Here is an 18,201-nt window from a genome sequence, read left to right on the forward strand (position 1 = left end):
TCTGGTGCAGTGACATTTCCCCGCGGACTGGCGCTGCTCGTGGCAGCAGCGCTGTTCATGGAGATGCTGGACGCGACGATTCTCGCAACGGCACTGCCGTCGATCGCCCAATCTTTCGGAGTTGATGCCGTCGACGTCAATGTCGCCGTTTCTTCGTACCTCCTGGTGTTGGCCGTCCTGATCCCGGCGAGCGGATGGATAGCCGGCAGATTTGGAACGCGACGTGTCTTCATCTCTGCCATAGCCGTTTTCACGGTGGCGTCGGTGGGATGTGCACTGAGCACCTCCCTCCCGATGCTGGTGGGAATGCGCGCACTACAAGGGGTAGGCGGCGCCATGATGGTGCCGGTAGGGCGGCTCGCAGTATTGCGGGTGACGTCGAAGGCGGAACTCGTACGGGCTATCGCTTACTTGACGTGGCCGGCGCTCACAGCGCCGGTTCTTGCGCCCGCTGTGGGTGGAGCCATCGTGTCGATCGCTTCGTGGCGCTGGATCTTTCTGATCAACGTTCCGATCGGGATCGTCGGGTTTCTGCTGGCATTGCGCACGGTGCCCGACATTCGGCAAACGCAGAAACGGAGCCTCGACTGGCTGGGATTGGTGGTGATCGGAGCAGGCGTCACAGTGCTTGTCGTGGCGCTCGACAGCGTGCACGGTGCCGGAACCGACTGGCTACGAGTGGGCCTCGGGATCGTTGCGGCTCTGATCTTGTTGAGCTTGGCCGTCATTCACCTCATCCGGTCGGATCACCCGCTCATCGCGCTCGGCGTCCTCCGACTTCGATCGTTTCGGGTCGTCGCGTCGAGCGGCTCGCTGTACCGGCTCGTGATCATGGGCATGCCGTTTGTGCTGCCGTTGTTGTTCCAAGTGGGATTCGAAATGTCGGCGTTCAAGGCCGGTCTGCTGGTGATGGCTCTGTTCGCGGGGAATATCGCGATCAAACCGCTCACCACTCCGCTCATGCGCAGGTTCGGGATCAGACTAGTTCTGGTGGGAAACGGAGTTCTGTCGGTGGTGTGCTTCGGTGCGCTGGTACTGATCTCGTCGACGACACCGGACGTCGTAATCGCTGTCGCACTGTTTGTCAGTGGCGCGTTGCGATCCATCGGGTTCACCGCGTACAACAGCTTGGCGTTCGCCGAAGTCGACTCGGGTGAGCTGACCGATGCCAATACTCTGCATGCAACGCTGCAAGAGTTGGCATCCGGTCTGGGTATTGCACTGTCCGCGTTGGTGATCACGCTCTGCACACCGTTGGCGGAGTCGGGGGATCTGAGCGGCGGAGTGCCGTTTTCTCTGACGCTGGGTGTTCTCGGGGCCATGCTGGTGCCGACGGTGATCGAGAGTTGGCGGCTCCCACGCGATGCAGGTGCTGTGGTGTTGGTGCGCCGATGATGAAGCGTCTTCCGCCACCTTCATCATAACGCGGGACCCGGGGCTTGCGGCAAGGCCCCGGTGATGGTGCACACTCGTCTGCTGCGAGCAAGCAAAAGCCTTGCCCGAAGGAGGGGATCGCATGAGTGACGTCATCATTGTCGGTGCTGGACCAACTGGATTGATGCTGGCAGGTGAGCTCCGGCTGCAGGGCGTCGATGTCGTCGTCGTGGACAAGGACGAGGAGCCGACCCAGTTCGTCCGTGCCCTCGGCATCCATGTGCGCAGCATCGAAATCATGGAGCAGCGCGGGTTGCTGGACAAGTTCCTCGCGCACGGCCGCAAGTATCCGCTCGGTGGATTCTTCGCGGGGATCAGCAAACCGGCACCCGCGCACCTCGATACTGCGCACGGGTACGTACTGGGCATATCTCAGCCCGAGATCGACAGGATTCTTGCCGAACATGCCACCGAAGTCGGCGCGGACATTCAGCGAGGGAAGCGCGTCGTCGCGATCCGTCAAGATACCGATAGCGTCACAGCGGAATTGTCCGACGGCACAACACTTCACGCGCGTTATCTCGTGGGCTGCGACGGCGGCCGCAGCACTGTTCGGAAGCTGATCGACGTCGGGTTTCCCGGCGAGCCGTCGAGCGCCGACACGTTGATCGGCGAAATGGACGTGACCATGCCGGCTGATGAACTGGCCGTCGTTGTCGCCGAAATCCGGGAAACGCACAAACGATTCGGAGTCGGTCCCGCCGGCAACGGTGCTTTTCGTGTCGTGGTCCCTGCGGCCGAAGTTGCCGACGGTCGCGCAACACCGACCACCCTCGACGACATCAAACAACAGCTTCTGGCCATTGCGGGTACCGACTTCGGTGTGCACTCACCGCGGTGGCTATCGCGCTTCGGCGACGCCACCCGTCTGGCGGAGCACTACCGGCGTGACCGGGTGTTCCTCGCCGGCGATGCCGCACACATCCACCCACCGATGGGCGGTCAAGGTCTCAATCTCGGTGTGCAAGATGCCTTCAACCTCGGCTGGAAGCTCGCCGCCGAGATCAACGGCTGGGCACCGGACGGCCTGCTCGACACGTACGAATTGGAACGGCGTCCGGTGGCTGCCGACGTTCTCGACAACACGCGCGCGCAGGCGGAGCTGATCTCCACCGCTGCCGGTCCACAAGCCGTGCGGCGCTTGATCTCCGAGCTGATGGAATTCGAAGACGTCAAGCGCTATCTGACCGAGAAGATCACTGCGATCTCGATTCGCTACGATTTCGGCGAAGGCGACGACTTACTCGGTCGGCGGCTGCGGAACATCGCGTTGACGCGCGGCAACCTGTACGACCTGATGCGATCCGGCCGCGGACTTCTTCTCGACCAGGGTAGCCAACTGGCGGTAGATGGTTGGAGCGATCGAGTCGACCACGTAGTCGACACCAGCACCGAATTGGACTCACCGGCTGTCCTGCTTCGACCGGACGGTCACGTGGCATGGGTGGGGGATTCGCAGGCGGAGTTGGATACTCAGCTGTCCACATGGTTCGGCCGGTCGGCGAGGGACCGCGCGTGACGCTTCGATTTCGGTAACCGAGCACCGTGACACCTCGGGTGCACTACCGTTGCCGTTTATGGGACAAGGATTGGGGCAGATCGCGCCCGCGGCCTTGATCGCCGTCGGAGTGCTGATACTCACGGGCTGCACGACCAATGTCGATGTGCCGAAGACATTTGCTGCCACATTGACGGTGACCGGTCAGGCAGAGCAAGTCGAGGCCGGCTCTGGAGAGTGCGTGATCGACTCGATCCGTGTCGCTCCGAACGACCAGATTCAAATTTTCGGGGGCAGTGGCGCTGCGTCCGTCAGGTCGACCCTCGAGGTCGAGGCAATCGATCAACTTCCTGACGGAATGAGCACGTGCTCCTACACCGCACATTTTGATACCGTCCCCGCAAACCAGAAAAACTACGAGGTGAGCTTGGGCCGCTTTTCCCCGAAGTCGTTCAGCTCGGACGAGTTGGAAAACGGTGTCACCTATCAACTGCGCCGGCCCTGACCGAACCAGTTCTCCCTCACCCGAATTCTCGAACAGTAGCGATCCCTGTACTGCACGTCGAAAAAACCCCATACAGAATGTTGGATCTGGTGCAACTTTCAGTCAGCCCGCTTGGCGGTCCCTTCGCCTCCACGCTGTCGAGCCTTACCGGGATTGATGTGGAGCCGAACGCCCTCATAGGTGACTGTGTACGGCACATCGTCATCGTTGTCCGGGTCGCCGGAGTCCGCAGGATCCGGCAGTTCCGCGATCTGTTCGATGACCGTCTGTGCTCGCGCCGCACCAGGATCGAACATTTCCTGAAACGGCCCACGAACGAGCCACCGAGTCCGCGGCGCTTCGCCCGAACAGCCGCCCACCCGAACGTCGCCAACGGGCCGATCATGGCGAACAGCACTAACAAGTCCCACCCCATGCTTCGAGCGTACCGACCGATCGGCATTAAGCGGCCCAAGTCTCTTCAGTGCTGCCGTCCCTCAGCTCATTCGTCTCGCTGACTGTGCCTTCAGTAGATCGGCCAGTCGATCAGGTGAAATCCGCTCACGAACTGCCTCCGTCACAAGTTCGGCCTGCGTCTGAGGCGCGAGGCCGTCGATCGGTTGGTCTCGGTCCAGATTGGTCGGGAAGGCGTAGCCCTCGGCCGAGGCGGCGACGGCACACCGAACTGCCTCGTCGGACCCCGCCTCGCTGAGAGCGAGCAGTGCCGGATAGATCGTGTTGACGAGTGCCTCCCGGTCGATGGTTCCGAGGGCTCGACCGAAGGCCGACGACACCTGGAGAAGATTTGCCATACGCAGGACGTCGGCGGACTTGTTGTGGCCTGCCGCGTGGAACAGCGCTGGGTTGAAGAAGACGGCATCTCCCTTCTTCAAAGGTAATTGGACGTAGTTGGCTTCGAAGAACTCCTTGAACTCGGGACGCTCGAACGCGAGGTATCCGGATTCGAATTGCTGGGAGTACGGCAGATACTTGGTCGGGCCCGTCTCGGCCGGCATATCCACGTGGGCGACCGCACCTTGCAAGGTGAGGGCAGGGGTCAAGCGGTGAACATGCGCCCGAAACTTCGCGGCTACGTCGCTCGACATGAAGCCGAGGTGGTAGTCGCGATGTGGATTCTGTGCGGCGCCACCGGGATTGACGACGTTGACGTCCGACGTCACCTGATACATGGGGCCGAGCCACGCTTCCGAAGCCAAAGCGACAATGCTGTTTGCGTAGTAGTCGACGTAAGCCTTGGGATCTTCGAGCGCCAACTTCAGTTGTGCGCCCCAGATTCGGTCATTGGCACCAGGTTTGGCGAAGTGATCTCCGGACGCTGCACCGGATTCGTGTTGGCGTGCAATGAGTTCACGGAAGACCGCGCTGGCGCGATCCAGTATCTCCGCGTCGAACGCGCCTTGAAAGACTGTGATGCCGGGGCCGGTGAGTAACGCCCGGGCGATCTCGTCTTGGATCTCGGCCCGGGTTTCAGGATTCGACGATTGCTCTACCAATGCTTCGGAGCGGTACAGAAGAACCCCGTCGGCCACTGAATCGGCGTACGGGTAATCGGCAAGGTCGGTGTCGTGCGCGACCAAAGCGGCGAAGTCGTCGATGTTGCAGTCCTCTCGGTGCAACCTACCTGCGGACGGCACGGTGTGGTTGGTCAGTGATGGAGTCATTCGGGGCCTTTCCTGCGGTGTTCAAGATGCGCTGTACCTCAAAGACTGCCAAGGAGAACCCATCGAAACTACCCCTGAAATCCATCAAAAAGACCTCAGAAACTTTCCCCCACGGGCTCGACCGAGACAGTTGTCCCCGCGGAGTGCATCGACTTGATCACGGCAGCTGCCACGAGATTTGCCCGCAGGCCGTCCGCGGCTGTGGCCAAGGTCGACGGTCTTCCGGTGCTCAATGCGTCGATCCACTCTTGAAATTGGCGCCGATACGACTCGGCAAAACGCGGAATCCAATCCGCCGCATAGCCGTACGAGTGGGATCGATCCGCGTCGGTGTGGATGACCACCGGTTCGGCGAGACGAGCGGCGCCGATTTCGCCCACGACCTCGCACCGAGTGTCGTAGCCGTACCGCGCGTTGAGAAAGACCTCGACCGTGGTGAGAACGCCGTCGGCGGTGCGCAGCATGATTATCTGCGGATCCTGGCGATCGGTCACCAGCGAACTCGAGCGCCCGCAGTGCCAGCTGGCTGCGACGACGGGAGAGTTCAAGATCCACGGCACGATGTCGAGTTCGTGAATCGCGGAGTTGGTCACCGTGGATTCCGAGCTGCCACCCGGGTAGGCGCTGACAGTGCGACTCGAGCAGTGCACGATCAGTGGGTCACCGATACGACCGGAATGTGTTTCGGCCTTCAGCGCCACGTATCCCGGATCGAAGCGGCGCATGAATCCGACGCTCACAAGGGGGCTTTCGGGGTTCTCGGCCGCAGCGACGCGTCGGCAGTCCTCTGCTGTCACTGCGAGGGGCTTTTCACACAGAACCGGTTTTCCGGCTTCGACAGCAGCAAGCGTGAGGTCGGCATGCGTTGAATCATGGGAAGCGATGACTACGGCGTCCACACCGGCGTCGTTGATCAGTTTCAACGGATCGGTCACCCACCGTGCGCCGACTGCTGACGCTACGGACTTTGCTCGCTCTTGATCGAGGTCTGCAACCACAGAGACCGTTGCCCCGGAGACCGTGGAGTGGAGATTGCGGACGTGGTCGGCGCCCATGACGCCGGTTCCGATCACACCGACACGAATCGACATGAGGTTCCTACTTCCAGAGGATTGAAATGGACAACCTAATGTCCTTACATAATTCGAGGTTCGACTCTACAGTTCGAGGCATGACATCTTCTACAGTTCTGGAACTCCCTCGCACCCGGGTCCCTGATCCGGTCGACGCTCCGACTTTGCGCTGGGGGATCCTCGGGCCTGGCTGGATCGCACAGCGCTTCGTGGAGTCACTCCAGAGTAATACAGCGCAGGAAGTCACGGCCGTCGCTTCGCGCGGACTCACCCGCGCTCAGGCCTTCGCGGACAATTGGGGGATCCGACGCGCTCACGGTAGCTACGACGCTTTGCTTGCCTCCGAGGATGTGGACGTCGTCTATGTCGCAACACCGCACACTGCTCATTTCGATTGCGCGATGGCGGCATTGGATCACGGCAAGCATGTCGTGATCGAAAAGCCGCTGGCTTTGAACGGAGCGCAGGGACGGGCGATTCAGGAGCGGGCGGCTGCGCTCGGACTGTTTTGCATGGAGGCGATGTGGACGTCGTTCCTGCCCAAGTTCGACGTGATCGACCAGATCCTCGAGGCTGGACTGCTGGGAACCATACGTACGGTTCTGGCCGATCACGGCGAACGGTTCGAGACCGATCATCGTATCTACGATCCAGCGCTGGCGGGCGGGCCACTTCTCGACCTCGGGACCTATCCGGTCAGTCTGGCGCACCGGCTACTAGGTGTTCCGAGTACGGTGGTCGCGCTCGGTCAACCGGCGAATGACATGGTGAACGGCCAGATCTCAGCGGTTCTGTCCTGGGCAGGCATTGCTCAGGCCAGTCTGAACACCACGATCCTTGCTGACACGCCCAACATGGCCTCGATCTGCGGCGACAAGGGGATGATCGTTCTGGACTCGACGTTCTACCGGCCCGGGGCCTTCACTGTTCGGCTAGGTGACGGAAGATCTGCGCGCTACGACGATCCGGTCGACGGATACGTCGGAGGTCTCGCGTTCGAGGCAGCCGAGGCGGCGCGGCGGATCACCGCCGGGGATATCGAGTCGCCGGTCCATCCGCTCGGCGCGGCCATTGCGACGCTCGACATCCTCGACGAGATCCGCCGTCAGGTGGGGATCACGTTCCCGGGTGAGGGCTAGAGCGTGAAGGCCTTCCGGAAAGCAGTGAGTGCGGTGTCACTGTCTCCGGATGCCCAGCCCTCCAAACCGATCGTGCCGGTGTAACCCTGCTCGGCGAGAACGCGTGCGATGGCTGGGTAGTTGATCTCGCCGGTTCCGGGTTCGCATCGACCGGGTACGTCGGCCACCTGAATCTCGCCGATGTTGTCACCACAACGCCGCACGAGTTCGATGAGGTTTCCCTCGCCGATCTGTGCGTGGTAGAGGTCGAGCATCATCTTGAGGTTGGGGTGTGAGACGGATTCCACCAGTGCCAGAGTGTCTTTGGCGCGGGCCATCGGTACGCCAGGGTGATCGACTATCGTATTGAGATTCTCGAGGCAGAAGACGACTCCGGCGTCTTCACCCAGTCGCGCGATCTTCTCGAGAGCGCGTTGGGCCGTCAGCCACATCGCTCCCGTAGTTCGATACTGCGGGCGCGCGGCCTGTCCGTCGATCAGCTCGCCGGTATGGAAGTTCAGCCGAGGAACGCCGAGTTTCGCTGCCGGCGCGAGGCATAGCGCCGCTGTACGTACCAGTTCGGCGCTGCCCGCTTCGTCGAACAAATCGCCGTGAAGATAGCCGGTCATCGAGGAGAACCGAGCCCCGGTGGCGACCAGAGCATCGAGGTCTTTGTCTTGCCAACTCCAGATCTCAGCTGCGAACCCCGCCTCCGAGATCCGCCGAACGCGCTCGACGACAGGGAGTTCGGTGAACGTCATCTCGGAAGAGACCGCCAAATCGAAGGGGCTCACTGCGGCACCGCCAGCAACGAGACGGGCAGTCCGGTTTCCACGGATTCTTTTGCAGCCAGTGCGATTTCCAGGGCGTTGCGAGCATCGAGACCGTCGACCGACGGCGCGCTGCCGGAGCGGATGCAGTCTGCGAAGTGCGCCAGCTGGGCAACATAGGCGTCGTGAAACAGTTCGATGTTCACCCGAGGTGTGTCGGCCAGAACGCCCGGTGAGCTGTAATGACGCATCGCGGTCCGCGTGACCTCGCCTGCACTCACCATTCCACCGGAACCGAAAACCTCGCCGCGAACGTCGTAACCGTAGGTGGCCTGGAAGTTGGCCTCGGCCGACGCGAAGGCGCCGTTGTCGAACCGCAACTGAACCATCGACGTATCGAGGTACCCCTGCTCCTTGTACTGCGGATGGACGAGAGCATCGGCCTGCGCGAACACCTCGACGACGCGTGCCCCCGGGTTGAGCCATAGCAGAGCGTCGAAGTCGTGAATCAGCGTCTCGTTGAAGATGGTCCACGGCTTGACCCGAGCAGCGACGTCGGCGGTGATGCCCGGATCGCGGGTCAGGGAACGCAGTAGCTGTGGGGTCCCGATCCCGCCGGTGGCGATCACGTCGTGGGCTGCCGCGAAATCAGCGGCGAAGCGCCGATTGAAACCGACCTGCAGCGCAACGTTGTTCGCAGCGCACGCGCCGATTGCGCGATCGGCGTCTTCGAGCGTCAAGGCCATCGGCTTTTCACAGAAGACATGTTTGCCGGCCTCCGCTGCGGCCACCACGAGATCGGTGTGAGTTGATGCGGGCGTACTGATGAGCACCGCTTCGACGGTCGGATCGGCAATCAGCTCAAGGGCGTCGGTGTACGCGCGGGCGTCGGGACTGACACGTTCGATCAACGACGCCGCAGCGCCGGGCGCAGGATCGGCGACGGCGACGAGACGGGTGCCGGGGATACGCAGCGCGACGGACTCGCCGTGGAAGCGGCCGATCCATCCGGCGCCGATGAGACCGACTGCAACAGAGGCAGACATGGGGGCTCCGTTCGGAGTGAGAATGAGGAACTAGATCGTTCTAGTCCATGCCAGTAAAGCGCCGGATGCGGCGCGCGTCAATGCTTCGGTGCTTATTCGCTGGAACGATCTAGTCTGTGGAGGTGAACAGTCGACGCCCCACCTTGCAAGACGTAGCAGACCTGGCCGGAGTGTCACGCGCTCTGGTGTCCATCGTCATTCGTGATGTCCCAGGTGCCAGCGATGCGACGCGGGTACGGGTCAAGGCGGCCGCGGACGAACTCGGCTATCGACCCGACAACGCGGCGCGACTGCTGCGCCAACATCGCAGCCGCCTGATCGGTGTCAGTTACGTTGCGGCGCAAACATTTCACGCGGAGCTGCTCGACGAAATCTATGTGGCCGCCGAACGGTCGCGCTACGACGTCGTCCTCAGTGCGGTCTCGGAGCGACGGCCGGATTCTCGTGCAACGCGGACCCTGCTCGACGACCGGTGTGAGGCGATCTTGCTGTTGGGTTCACAGGCGCCGGAAGCAGAGATCGTCGACCTGGCCGACAAGGTTCCCGTTGTCGTAATCGCGCGGAAGATGTCGTCAGTGCACGTGGATGTTGTCCGAACAGATGACGAGGCGGGCGCGGTGATGGCCGTGAATCACCTTGTCGAACTCGGGCACCGCTCGATCGCCCACGTCGACGGCGGGCGAGGCCCGGGCGCCCAGGAACGGCGTCAGGGCTACCGCAAGGCCATGCGAGCGGCAGGTCTGAAGCCGAGAATTCTTCCCGGCGGTCTCACGGAGGAGTTCGGCGCAGCTGCCGCCAGGTCGATGGTCGAGGGTGGGTTACCCGGGGCGGTCTTCGCTTTCAACGATCGCTGCGCGCTCGGAGTTCTCGACGTCTTCCTGCGTGCCGGGATCTCGGTGCCTGGCGACGTTTCCGTGATCGGATTCGACAACAGTGCATTGGCAGGTTTGGCGCACATCGATCTGACCAGTGTCGGGCAGGACACGACGTTTCTGGGCGGCGCCGCGGTGGAGCGGATCTCCGAACGCCTCGACGGCGGAAGTGGACTCTTGGGCAAGGACATAGTCGCGCAGCCACAACTAGTAGTTCGAGGTTCAACTGGACCTTCAGCGCGTTGACCTGGCGTTTCCACGGGACCCGGTTCGTCCCGTCTTTGATAAGCAGTCCTAATGTCAGAACAAACTATTGACATTCGACTGTGACGGGTATTACATCTTTCACATACAACCGAGCACCATCCGTTCGCGGGCCGTTGGTTGATGTCGAGAGGGAGTTCACATGTCGTTTCTCACGGGGCGCAAGAGCGTTGCCGTACTGGCCGGAGCCTCAGTCGTGGTCTTGGGTCTGGCCGCCTGTTCCAGCACCGGCGGTAAGCCGGATTCATCCGGATCCGGAATGGGCGCGGGTACGGCGGACACGCCCCGCGCCACCATTGCGATGATCACCCACGAAGTTCCCGGTGACACGTTCTGGGATCTGGTGCGCAAGGGAGCCGAAACCGCAGCGGCGAAGGACAACATCGAACTTCGGTACTCCGCCGATCCCGAGGCACCGAATCAGGCCAACTTGGTTCAGAGCGCGATCGACAGCAAGGTCGACGGGATTGCCGTTACCCTCGCGAAGCCCGACGCCATGGTTGCCGCGGTCCAAAGTGCCACCGCCGCGGGCATTCCGGTGGTCGCCCTCAACTCGGGCCTCGAAACTTGGAAGGACATGGGCGTCAAGGAGTACTTCGGTCAGGACGAGTCGATTGCCGGTGAAGCTGCCGGCGAGCGACTCAACACCGAAGGTGCGACCAAGGTGCTGTGCGTGATTCAGGAGCAGGGCAACGTGAGCCTCGAATCACGGTGCGCCGGTGTGAAGAAGTCGTTCAAGGGAACGACGGAGATTCTCAACGTCAACGGCAAGGACATGCCGTCGGTGGAGTCGACCATCACCGCGAAACTTCAACAGGACCCGGCAATCGATCGAGTTCTCGCGCTCGGTGCGCCGTTTGCATTGACGTCCGTGACGTCGGTCGGCAATGCGGGCAGCAAGGCGAAGGTCGTCACCTTCGACACCAACGCGGCGCTCGTCGACGCCATCAAATCCGGTGACGTGCAGTGGGCAGTGGACCAGCAACCCTTCCTGCAGGGCTACCTCGCCATCGATTCGCTGTGGCTTTACCTCAACAACGGCAACGTGATCGGTGGTGGCTTGCCCACCCTGACCGGACCCGCGTTCATCGACAACACCAACATCGACTCGGTCGCCGAGTACGCCAAGAACGGAACTCGCTGATCCGGGCGCGCGGAGGGCTGAGAGTCCGCCCTCCGTGCGCCTGTCCAGCACGGAAGGGAAATCATGTCCACTCAGGCAGATCTCGACCTTGCCGCCCATAAAGTCGTGACCGATGAACGGGTGAAGGAGCAAAAGCGCATTCAGCGTCTGCTGCTCCGCCCGGAGATGGGTTCACTTGTCGGCGCCATCGCCATCTTCATCTTCTTCTGTATCGTCGCGGCACCGTTCCGTACGCCGGAAGCGCTTGCGACAGTGCTCTACTCCAGCTCCACGATCGGCATCATGGCTTGCGCGGTCGCCCTGCTCATGATCGGCGGCGAGTTCGACCTCTCCGCCGGCGTCGCAGTCACCACGTCCTCTCTCGCCGCGTCGATGATCGCCTACAACCTGCACCTCAACCTGTGGGTGGGCGCGATTCTGGCGCTGGTCGTCTCGCTCGCCGTCGGATTCTTCAACGGCTACCTCGTCATGAAGACGAAGATTCCCAGCTTTCTCATCACCTTGAGTTCTTTCCTGATGTTGACCGGTATCAACCTGGCCGTCACCAAGCTCGTGAGTGGTCAGGTGGCCACACCCAGCGTCTCCGACATGGCTGGATTCGATTCCGCCAAAAAGGTATTCGCGTCGTCGTTCTCGGTCTTCGGGGTGTCCGTCAAGATCACGGTCGTGTGGTGGCTGCTGTTCACCGCGATTGCAACATTTGTTTTGTTCAAGACCAAGATCGGCAACTGGATCTTCGCGGTCGGCGGCAATCAGGACAGTGCCCGCGCGATCGGTGTGCCCGTGACCGCAGTCAAGATCGGCTTGTTCATGACCGTCGGCTTTGCTGCCTGGTTCGTGGGCATGCATCTGCTGTTCTCGTTCAACACCGTTCAGTCCGGTCAGGGTGTCGGTAACGAGTTCCTGTACATCATCGCCGCAGTCATCGGCGGTTGCCTGCTCACCGGTGGTTACGGAACCGCGATCGGCGCTGCGATCGGTGCATTCATCTTCGGTATGACCAACCAGGGCATCGTCTACGCAGGCTGGAACCCGGACTGGTTCAAGTTCTTCCTCGGCGCCATGCTGCTCTTCGCGGTCATCGCCAACAACGCATTCCGCAACTACGCTGCGAAAAGGTGACACATGAGTACCACAGCTGAAGTTCCCGCTCTCTCGAACTCGGGCGGCAACGTGCCACTGATCGAGCTCAAGGACGTCGGTAAGCAATACGGAAACATCATCGCGCTCAAGGGAATCAACCTGCGCGTCGGTGCGGGTGAAGTAACAGGCGTGCTCGGTGACAACGGCGCAGGCAAGTCCACGCTGATCAAGATCATCGCCGGTCTGCACCAACAGAGCGAAGGTGAACTACTCGTCGACGGTGAACCGACAACGTTCCACTCGCCGAAAGAAGCTCTCGGCAAAGGCATCGCGACGGTCTATCAGGACCTCGCCGTCGTTGCGTTGATGCCGGTGTGGCGCAACTTCTTCCTCGGGCAGGAACTGCGCAAGGGCGGTCTGATCAAGTCGCTCGACGCCAACGCCATGCGCGCGACGACTCTTTCGGAACTGTCGAAGATGGGCATCGAACTACCTGACGTCGACGCACCGATCGGTAGTCTCTCGGGCGGTCAGCGTCAGTGTGTTGCCATCGCCCGCGCCATCTTCTTCGGCGCGCGCGTGCTGATTCTCGACGAGCCGACAGCAGCGCTCGGCGTCAAGCAGTCGGGAATGGTGTTGCGCTACATCACCGCTGCCAAGGAACAGGGATTCGGCGTCATCTTCATCACGCACAATCCGCACCACGCGTACATGGTCGGCGATCACTTCGTGCTCCTCAACCGAGGCAGGCAGAAGCTCGACGCCAAGTACGACGACATCTCACTCGAAGAACTGACCAAGGAGATGGCGGGCGGTGACGAGCTCGAGACGCTGACCCACGAGCTTCGCCGCTAGATCAAAACCTCGCGACTACAGCCTCGGTTCGAATCGAACCGAGGCTGTAGTCGTTTCGTCACAGGATGGTCGTCGGCCGAACCCCGAGGCCGGAATGCATGTACGCCTCGTCGATCATCGTCATGTTGGCTACCGCGTCGCCCGGCCCGATCGGCAGCGCCGAGACCCCGGACAGATGATCGGCGAACGCTTCGAGTTGATAGGTGTACGACGACTTCGTGCCCAGATGCTCGACGCTCGTGCGCCCACCGGCCGTGACGGAGACACGGTCGTCGATGTCCGGCTGCAGGAAGTTGTGTACCAGGACGTCTCCTTCAGTGCCGAATACTCGGAAGGTGAAGTGATACCGCTCGTCCAACATCGTGGTCACCACGGATGCCGTGGCGCCGCTGGGGTATTCGAGTTCGATGTCGAACCACGAATCAACCCTCGGAGCATATTCCTCGTGGCGGGTCTCGGTCACCACTGGCGCACCACCACAGACGTCACTCAGCGTCCGGGAAGCATGTAACCCGTAGCAGCCCAGGTCCATCAGTGACCCGCCTGCCAAGGCGAGCTCCCACCGCGGGTCGTTCTCGGATGGTGTGGGCATCCGCAGTACGGTTTCCACCCGAGTGACCGCGCCGACGGCGCCGCTTCGAACCAGATCCAGCAGGCGCCGGTTCACCGGATGAAAGAGGTAGTGGAACCCCTCGAGCAGCGTCACGCCGCTCACGCGTGCTGCCTCGGCTACAGCACGCGCTTCCACCGCGTTGCTCGAAAACGGTTTCTCCGTCAGCACGTGCTTGCCGGCCTGAACGGCGGCGAGATTCCACGGTCCGTGCAGGCTGTTGGGCAGCGCGTTGTAGACGACCTCCACCTCCGGATCCGAGATCAGCTCGGCGTACGAACCGACCACCCGTTCGATCCCATGCTGGGCCGCATAGGCTCTGGCCCGCTCGGGGTCGCGTGCGGCAACGGCCACCAGGCGGTGCCCGGTGGCCGTTGCAGGTTTGATCATCGCGTTCTCGGCGATGCGTGAGGCTCCCAGAATGCCTATCCGCAGCGGGGTAGGAGGTGTCACAGAACCGACCGCAGATACTCGACGCTCGCTCGCACATCGCGCACCGGTCCCTCGTCCGACGGCGCTTCGGCCAGAATGGTGTCCTGCTCGAGCACGTACCACCCGTCGAAACCGTGGCGCTGCAATATGGCTGTGACACCGGCGATGTCGACGTCGCCGCCACCGAGTGGACGGTACATTCCCGCCTTCACGCCGTCGGTGTAGGTGAGCTCACCTCTGCGAACGCGTGATGCGAGGGCATCGTCGACGTCCTTGAGATGCACGTGGGTGATGCGCTCGGGAGCTTGACGCGCCAGGTCGACCGGATCGGTGCCGCCGATCAACAGGTGGCCGGTGTCCAGGCACAGGGGGATGGCCGAGCCGTCGAGCACTCGCAGGACCTCGTCGCGCTGCTCGATCATCGTTCCGACGTGAGGGTGGACAACTGCCCTGATTCCGCGCTCGGCCGCGGCGTCGGTGAGGCGATCGAGATTGTGCAGCAGGGTTTTCCAACTCTGCTCGTCCAGTTCCGGGCGTGAATCGTAGCCGTCGGAACCCGTCGCGGCGGCCAGGACCAAAACCTCGGCACCCGAGGCGACGAAACCGTCGAGGATGGGGGAGATGCCGGGAACCGGATCATGATCGCGATCATGCAGCAGTACCGGTGCGAACCCGCCGACTGCGCTCAGATCGTGATCCGCGAGCACCTTGGCCATTTCGGCGGGTGCAGTCGGCAGAAAGCCCTCCGGTCCGATTTCCGTTGCCGCCAGACCGACTTCGCGCATTTCCCGGAGGACTTGCGCAGGGTCGAGCTGGTAGCCCCAGCCCGGGACTTCGCACACGCCCCAGGAGATCGGTGCGCCGGCGATGCGAGGAGTGCTCATGTGTGTGCCTCATTCTTGTCGTGAAGGAACAGATCTTTGACTTCGGTGATCGTGACGGGCCGACCCTCGCGCAGAGAGTGCGTTGCAGCTTCGGAGATCCAGGCCGACTCGACCGCATCTGCGGGCGTGCACGGTGATTCCCGACGCCCGGCGACAACGCCGAGGAATGCTTCGAGTTCCGCACGGTAGGCGGACGTGAAGCGGTCCATGAAGAACGTGTACGGCTCCTTCGAGGGGAACGATGTTTCGGGGTCGAGGGAGCGGAGTGGCAAGCGGTCGTCCAGCCCGGCAACGACGGAGTCCGCCGAGCCGAGTACCTCGAGTCGGCAGTCGTAGCCGCGGCCGTTGTAGCGGGTATTCGACACGACCGCGATGGTTCCGCCTTCGAAAGTGAGAACCGTTGCGGCGGTGTCGACGTCACCGGCATCGGCGATCCCGCGATCACCCTGATTCGAGCCGGTGGCAAAAACAGTGGTGACTTCGCGGCCGCTGATCCACCGTACGATGTCGAAGTCGTGGATCGAGCAGTCGCGGAAGATGCCGCCTGAGTGTTCGATGTACGAGATCGGCGGGGGAGCGGGATCGAGGGTGGTCGATCGGAGAGTGTGGATCCAACCGAGTTCTCCAGATCGAACCGCGTCGTACGCCGCCACAAATGACGGGTCGAATCGGCGCTGAAATCCGATCTGGACTGGTACCGACGTCTGCTCGGCAGTCGCGAGTACACGAACGGAGGATTCGATGGAGTCGGCTACCGGCTTTTCGCAGAACGTCGGGATGTCTAGGCGAACAGCGGCTTCGATCAATTCGGCATGTGAACTCGACGGCGCGGCGATCAGAACGCCGTCGATGCCTGACGCTAGAAGCGCGTCGGGATCGGCAGCGGACTCCACGTCGAGTTCGCTTGCCACGTCCGAGGTTCGACGTGCGTCGACATCGGTGACAACCAGTGCGTCGACGCCGTTTAGCGTCAGTAGATTTCGGGCGTGGTAGCTGCCGATTCGTCCGAGGCCGACGACTCCGATGCGAGCGCCCATCAGTCCAGCCCTCCGAAGACGTTCTGGTCCCAGTCGATGATCGAACCCGTCACGACTCCGCTGCGATCGGAGAGCAGGAAGACGACGAAGTCGGCGATTTCGTCGACCTGTCCGAGCTTGCCCATGGGGAGGGTGCTGCCCGCGCGTTCCTGCCAGTCGTCACCGGCGTCGTGAAAAGCTCTCTGCGTGAGGTCTTCTCCCTCGGTCTGTGTCCACCCGATGTCGAGACCGTTGATCCGGATACGATCCCAGCGATGCGCATGGGCGGCGTTGCGGGTCAGACCCGCCAGCCCGGCCTTCGCTGCCACGTACGGCGCGAGATACGGCTGCCCGCCGAGTTCGGACGTGGAGATGATGTTGACGATGGACCCGGGGACCGCACGCTCGCGCATGTCTTTGACTGCTGCCTGCATCGTGAAGAACGGACCGCGAAGGTTCACCGCGATGTGCTGGTCGAAGAGTTCTTCGGTGGTGTCGAGCAGCGTGCCGCGCGAGGTGAGCCCGGCAGAATTGACGAGGGCATCCACGCGGCCGAAATGTGAGATCGTCTCGGCAACGCTGGCGAGTGCGGAATCCGTCTGTGCCACATCGGCTTCGATGAAGTGAGTTCCCGGAAGTTCTGCCTCGAGAGTCTTTCCGACGTCAGGGCGTCGGCCGGTGAAAGCCACCTGCGCGCCCTCACGGACAGCGGCACGTACGACGCCGGCGCCGACGCCTTGCGAGCCACCACTGACCAGTACGACAGTGTCGGCTAGGAGTGCGGGCCTGATTACGCCCGGCGGAGAAGTCATGGGTTTAGTCTGGCTGTGACGAAGACCTCGAGCAACAGCAAAAAACCATCAAATATCCATCATTGTGAGGTAGTTGTGGCGCATCGATTCAAAGTGCGGGAGATCGCCCAACAGTCGGGCTTGAGTGAGGCCACCGTCGACCGGGTGCTCAACGACCGTCCTGGAGTTCGCGACGGCACACGATCGGAGGTTCGCCAGGCGATCACGGACCTGGAACGTCAACGCTCGCAACTGAAACTGGTCGGTCGAACATTCATCGTCGACGTCGTGTTGCAAACTCCCGCACGGTTTTCCGACGCCGTCCGCGATGCGCTCGAGGCCGAACTGCCGACCCTTGCGCCCGCTGTGGTGCGGTCCCGGTTTCACTTTCGTGAAACCGGTTCGGTAGAAGCGATGACATCGACGCTCGACAAGATTCGCCGACGCGGGTCCCACGGTGTCATCGTCAAGGCTCCCGACACTGCGGAAGTCGTGGCGGCGATCGATCGGCTCGTGGCGGCAAAGATTCCGGTCGTCACGTTGGTGACCGACGTTGCCGGCAGCAGGCGAGCCGCTTACATCGGCATCGACAACCGAGCCGCCGGAGCCACCGCCGCGTATTTGATCGATCAGTGGCTGGGGGATCGGGACGGCAACGTGCTGGTCAGCATGAGCAGCGGGTTCTTCCGCGGGGAGGAAGAACGGGAGATGGGCTTTCGCTCCGCCATGCGAGTCTCGGCTCCGCATCGACGGTTGATCGACATTCCGAACAGTGACGGTCTGGATCAGACGAGTAGGAAACTGGTGCGAGCGGCACTCGAATCCGATCCGCAGATCCGTGCCGTGTATTCGATCGGTGGTGGCAACCTGGCCACGGTCGACGCGTTCGAAGAACTGAACCGGGAGTGCAGTGTCTTCATCGCCCACGATCTCGACGGTGACAATCGAAAGTTGCTGGGGGAGAGGCGAATATCAGCGGTGCTCCACCACGATCTGCGTGCGGATGTTCGCACTGCCTGTCAGGTGGTCATGAAGGAACACGGCGCCATGGGCGCTCACTTCGGCTTTACGACGTCACCGGTTCAAGTTGTGACACCGCTCAACATGCCCCCGACATAGCTGTGCGCGGTCAAGGAGTCCGGAGA

Annotated in this window: 18 protein-coding genes; 9 read left to right on the forward strand and 9 right to left on the reverse strand. The window is 62.1% G+C overall.

Features of this window, described 5'->3' with window-relative positions; translation table 11 throughout:
- The first annotated feature begins 9 nt into the window (after nt 1-9).
- The 3 genes from G9U53_RS00910 (at nt 10) to G9U53_RS00920 (ending at nt 3,437) form a co-directional block, all read left to right on the forward strand.
- Nucleotides 10-1,395 carry an MFS transporter gene (locus G9U53_RS00910; RefSeq protein ID WP_165638220.1) on the forward strand — a complete coding sequence of 462 codons (1,386 nt, stop codon included), beginning with the start codon at nt 10-12 and terminating at the stop codon, nt 1,393-1,395.
- Nucleotides 1,396-1,516: 121 nt separating this feature from the next.
- Nucleotides 1,517-2,953 (forward strand): rifampin monooxygenase Iri, encoded by a 1,437-nt coding sequence (gene iri, locus G9U53_RS00915; RefSeq protein WP_165638221.1) that lies wholly within the window; start codon nt 1,517-1,519, stop codon nt 2,951-2,953.
- Nucleotides 2,954-3,011: 58 nt separating this feature from the next.
- Complete coding sequence (locus G9U53_RS00920; protein WP_165638222.1) at nt 3,012-3,437, forward strand: hypothetical protein; 426 nt, start codon at nt 3,012-3,014, stop codon at nt 3,435-3,437.
- Nucleotides 3,438-3,535: 98 nt separating this feature from the next.
- On the opposite strand, the gene G9U53_RS33410 is transcribed toward G9U53_RS00920, so the two are convergent.
- The 3 genes from G9U53_RS33410 to G9U53_RS00935 form a co-directional block, all read right to left on the reverse strand.
- The gene (locus tag G9U53_RS33410; RefSeq protein ID WP_242692385.1) at nt 3,536-3,733 is read right to left on the reverse strand and encodes a hypothetical protein; all 198 of its coding nucleotides are present in this window, start codon (nt 3,731-3,733) and stop codon (nt 3,536-3,538) included.
- Nucleotides 3,734-3,913: 180 nt separating this feature from the next.
- Nucleotides 3,914-5,098 carry a phytanoyl-CoA dioxygenase family protein gene (locus tag G9U53_RS00930; protein WP_165638223.1) on the reverse strand — a complete coding sequence of 395 codons (1,185 nt, stop codon included), beginning with the start codon at nt 5,096-5,098 and terminating at the stop codon, nt 3,914-3,916.
- A 95-nt stretch (nt 5,099-5,193) separates the two neighbouring features.
- A complete protein-coding gene (locus G9U53_RS00935) occupies nt 5,194-6,189 on the reverse strand; it encodes a Gfo/Idh/MocA family oxidoreductase (RefSeq protein ID WP_003940729.1) in 996 nt (331 codons plus the stop codon).
- Between the two features lie 80 nt (nt 6,190-6,269).
- Here G9U53_RS00935 and G9U53_RS00940 point away from each other — a divergent pair, with 80 nt between their 5' ends.
- Nucleotides 6,270-7,310 carry a Gfo/Idh/MocA family oxidoreductase gene (locus tag G9U53_RS00940; RefSeq protein ID WP_165638224.1) on the forward strand — a complete coding sequence of 347 codons (1,041 nt, stop codon included), beginning with the start codon at nt 6,270-6,272 and terminating at the stop codon, nt 7,308-7,310.
- Here G9U53_RS00940 and G9U53_RS00945 read toward each other — a convergent pair.
- Together G9U53_RS00945 and G9U53_RS00950 are read right to left on the reverse strand one after the other, a co-directional pair.
- Entirely contained in the window at nt 7,307-8,083 is a 777-nt protein-coding gene (locus tag G9U53_RS00945) for a TIM barrel protein (RefSeq protein WP_204855643.1), read from the reverse strand. The two genes, G9U53_RS00940 and G9U53_RS00945, sit on opposite strands and share 4 nt — an antisense overlap.
- Nucleotides 8,080-9,105: a Gfo/Idh/MocA family oxidoreductase gene (locus G9U53_RS00950; protein WP_165638225.1), complete on the reverse strand. Its 1,026-nt coding sequence runs from the start codon at nt 9,103-9,105 to the stop codon at nt 8,080-8,082. Before G9U53_RS00950 ends, G9U53_RS00945 begins: the two co-directional genes overlap by 4 nt.
- Nucleotides 9,106-9,221: 116 nt before the next feature.
- Here G9U53_RS00950 and G9U53_RS00955 point away from each other — a divergent pair, with 116 nt between their 5' ends.
- The 4 genes from G9U53_RS00955 (at nt 9,222) to G9U53_RS00970 (ending at nt 13,323) form a co-directional block, all read left to right on the forward strand.
- Nucleotides 9,222-10,223, forward strand: a complete 1,002-nt coding sequence (locus G9U53_RS00955; protein ID WP_165638226.1) for a LacI family DNA-binding transcriptional regulator — start codon at nt 9,222-9,224, stop codon at nt 10,221-10,223.
- Between the two features lie 160 nt (nt 10,224-10,383).
- Complete coding sequence (locus G9U53_RS00960; RefSeq protein WP_007727338.1) at nt 10,384-11,385, forward strand: substrate-binding domain-containing protein; 1,002 nt, start codon at nt 10,384-10,386, stop codon at nt 11,383-11,385.
- Between the two features lie 63 nt (nt 11,386-11,448).
- Nucleotides 11,449-12,507: an ABC transporter permease gene (locus G9U53_RS00965; protein WP_003940759.1), complete on the forward strand. Its 1,059-nt coding sequence runs from the start codon at nt 11,449-11,451 to the stop codon at nt 12,505-12,507.
- A gap of 3 nt (nt 12,508-12,510) precedes the next feature.
- Entirely contained in the window at nt 12,511-13,323 is an 813-nt protein-coding gene (locus tag G9U53_RS00970) for an ATP-binding cassette domain-containing protein (RefSeq protein ID WP_007727336.1), read from the forward strand.
- Between the two features lie 58 nt (nt 13,324-13,381).
- Here G9U53_RS00970 and G9U53_RS00975 read toward each other — a convergent pair whose 3' ends face one another.
- The 4 genes from G9U53_RS00975 to G9U53_RS00990 are packed head-to-tail and all read right to left on the reverse strand — an operon-like array spanning nt 13,382 to nt 17,077.
- On the reverse strand, nt 13,382-14,386 hold the full coding sequence (locus tag G9U53_RS00975; protein WP_075832798.1) for a Gfo/Idh/MocA family oxidoreductase: 1,005 nt from the start codon (nt 14,384-14,386) through the stop codon (nt 13,382-13,384).
- Nucleotides 14,383-15,249, reverse strand: a complete 867-nt coding sequence (locus tag G9U53_RS00980; RefSeq protein WP_007727332.1) for a TIM barrel protein — start codon at nt 15,247-15,249, stop codon at nt 14,383-14,385. The genes G9U53_RS00975 and G9U53_RS00980 overlap by 4 nt, the downstream gene beginning before the upstream one ends.
- Nucleotides 15,246-16,286 (reverse strand): Gfo/Idh/MocA family oxidoreductase, encoded by a 1,041-nt coding sequence (locus G9U53_RS00985; RefSeq protein ID WP_042449644.1) that lies wholly within the window; start codon nt 16,284-16,286, stop codon nt 15,246-15,248. Before G9U53_RS00985 ends, G9U53_RS00980 begins: the two co-directional genes overlap by 4 nt.
- A complete protein-coding gene (locus tag G9U53_RS00990; RefSeq protein WP_075832802.1) occupies nt 16,286-17,077 on the reverse strand; it encodes an SDR family oxidoreductase in 792 nt (263 codons plus the stop codon). Before G9U53_RS00990 ends, G9U53_RS00985 begins: the two co-directional genes overlap by 1 nt.
- Before the next feature lie 75 nt (nt 17,078-17,152).
- On the opposite strand from G9U53_RS00990, the gene G9U53_RS00995 reads away from it, so the two are divergent.
- Nucleotides 17,153-18,175, forward strand: a complete 1,023-nt coding sequence (locus tag G9U53_RS00995) for a LacI family DNA-binding transcriptional regulator (RefSeq protein WP_075832804.1) — start codon at nt 17,153-17,155, stop codon at nt 18,173-18,175.
- Nucleotides 18,176-18,201 lie beyond the last annotated feature (26 nt).

This window comes from Rhodococcus sp. D-46 (assembly GCF_011290655.1).
Lineage (GTDB): Bacteria > Actinomycetota > Actinomycetes > Mycobacteriales > Mycobacteriaceae > Rhodococcus_F > Rhodococcus_F qingshengii.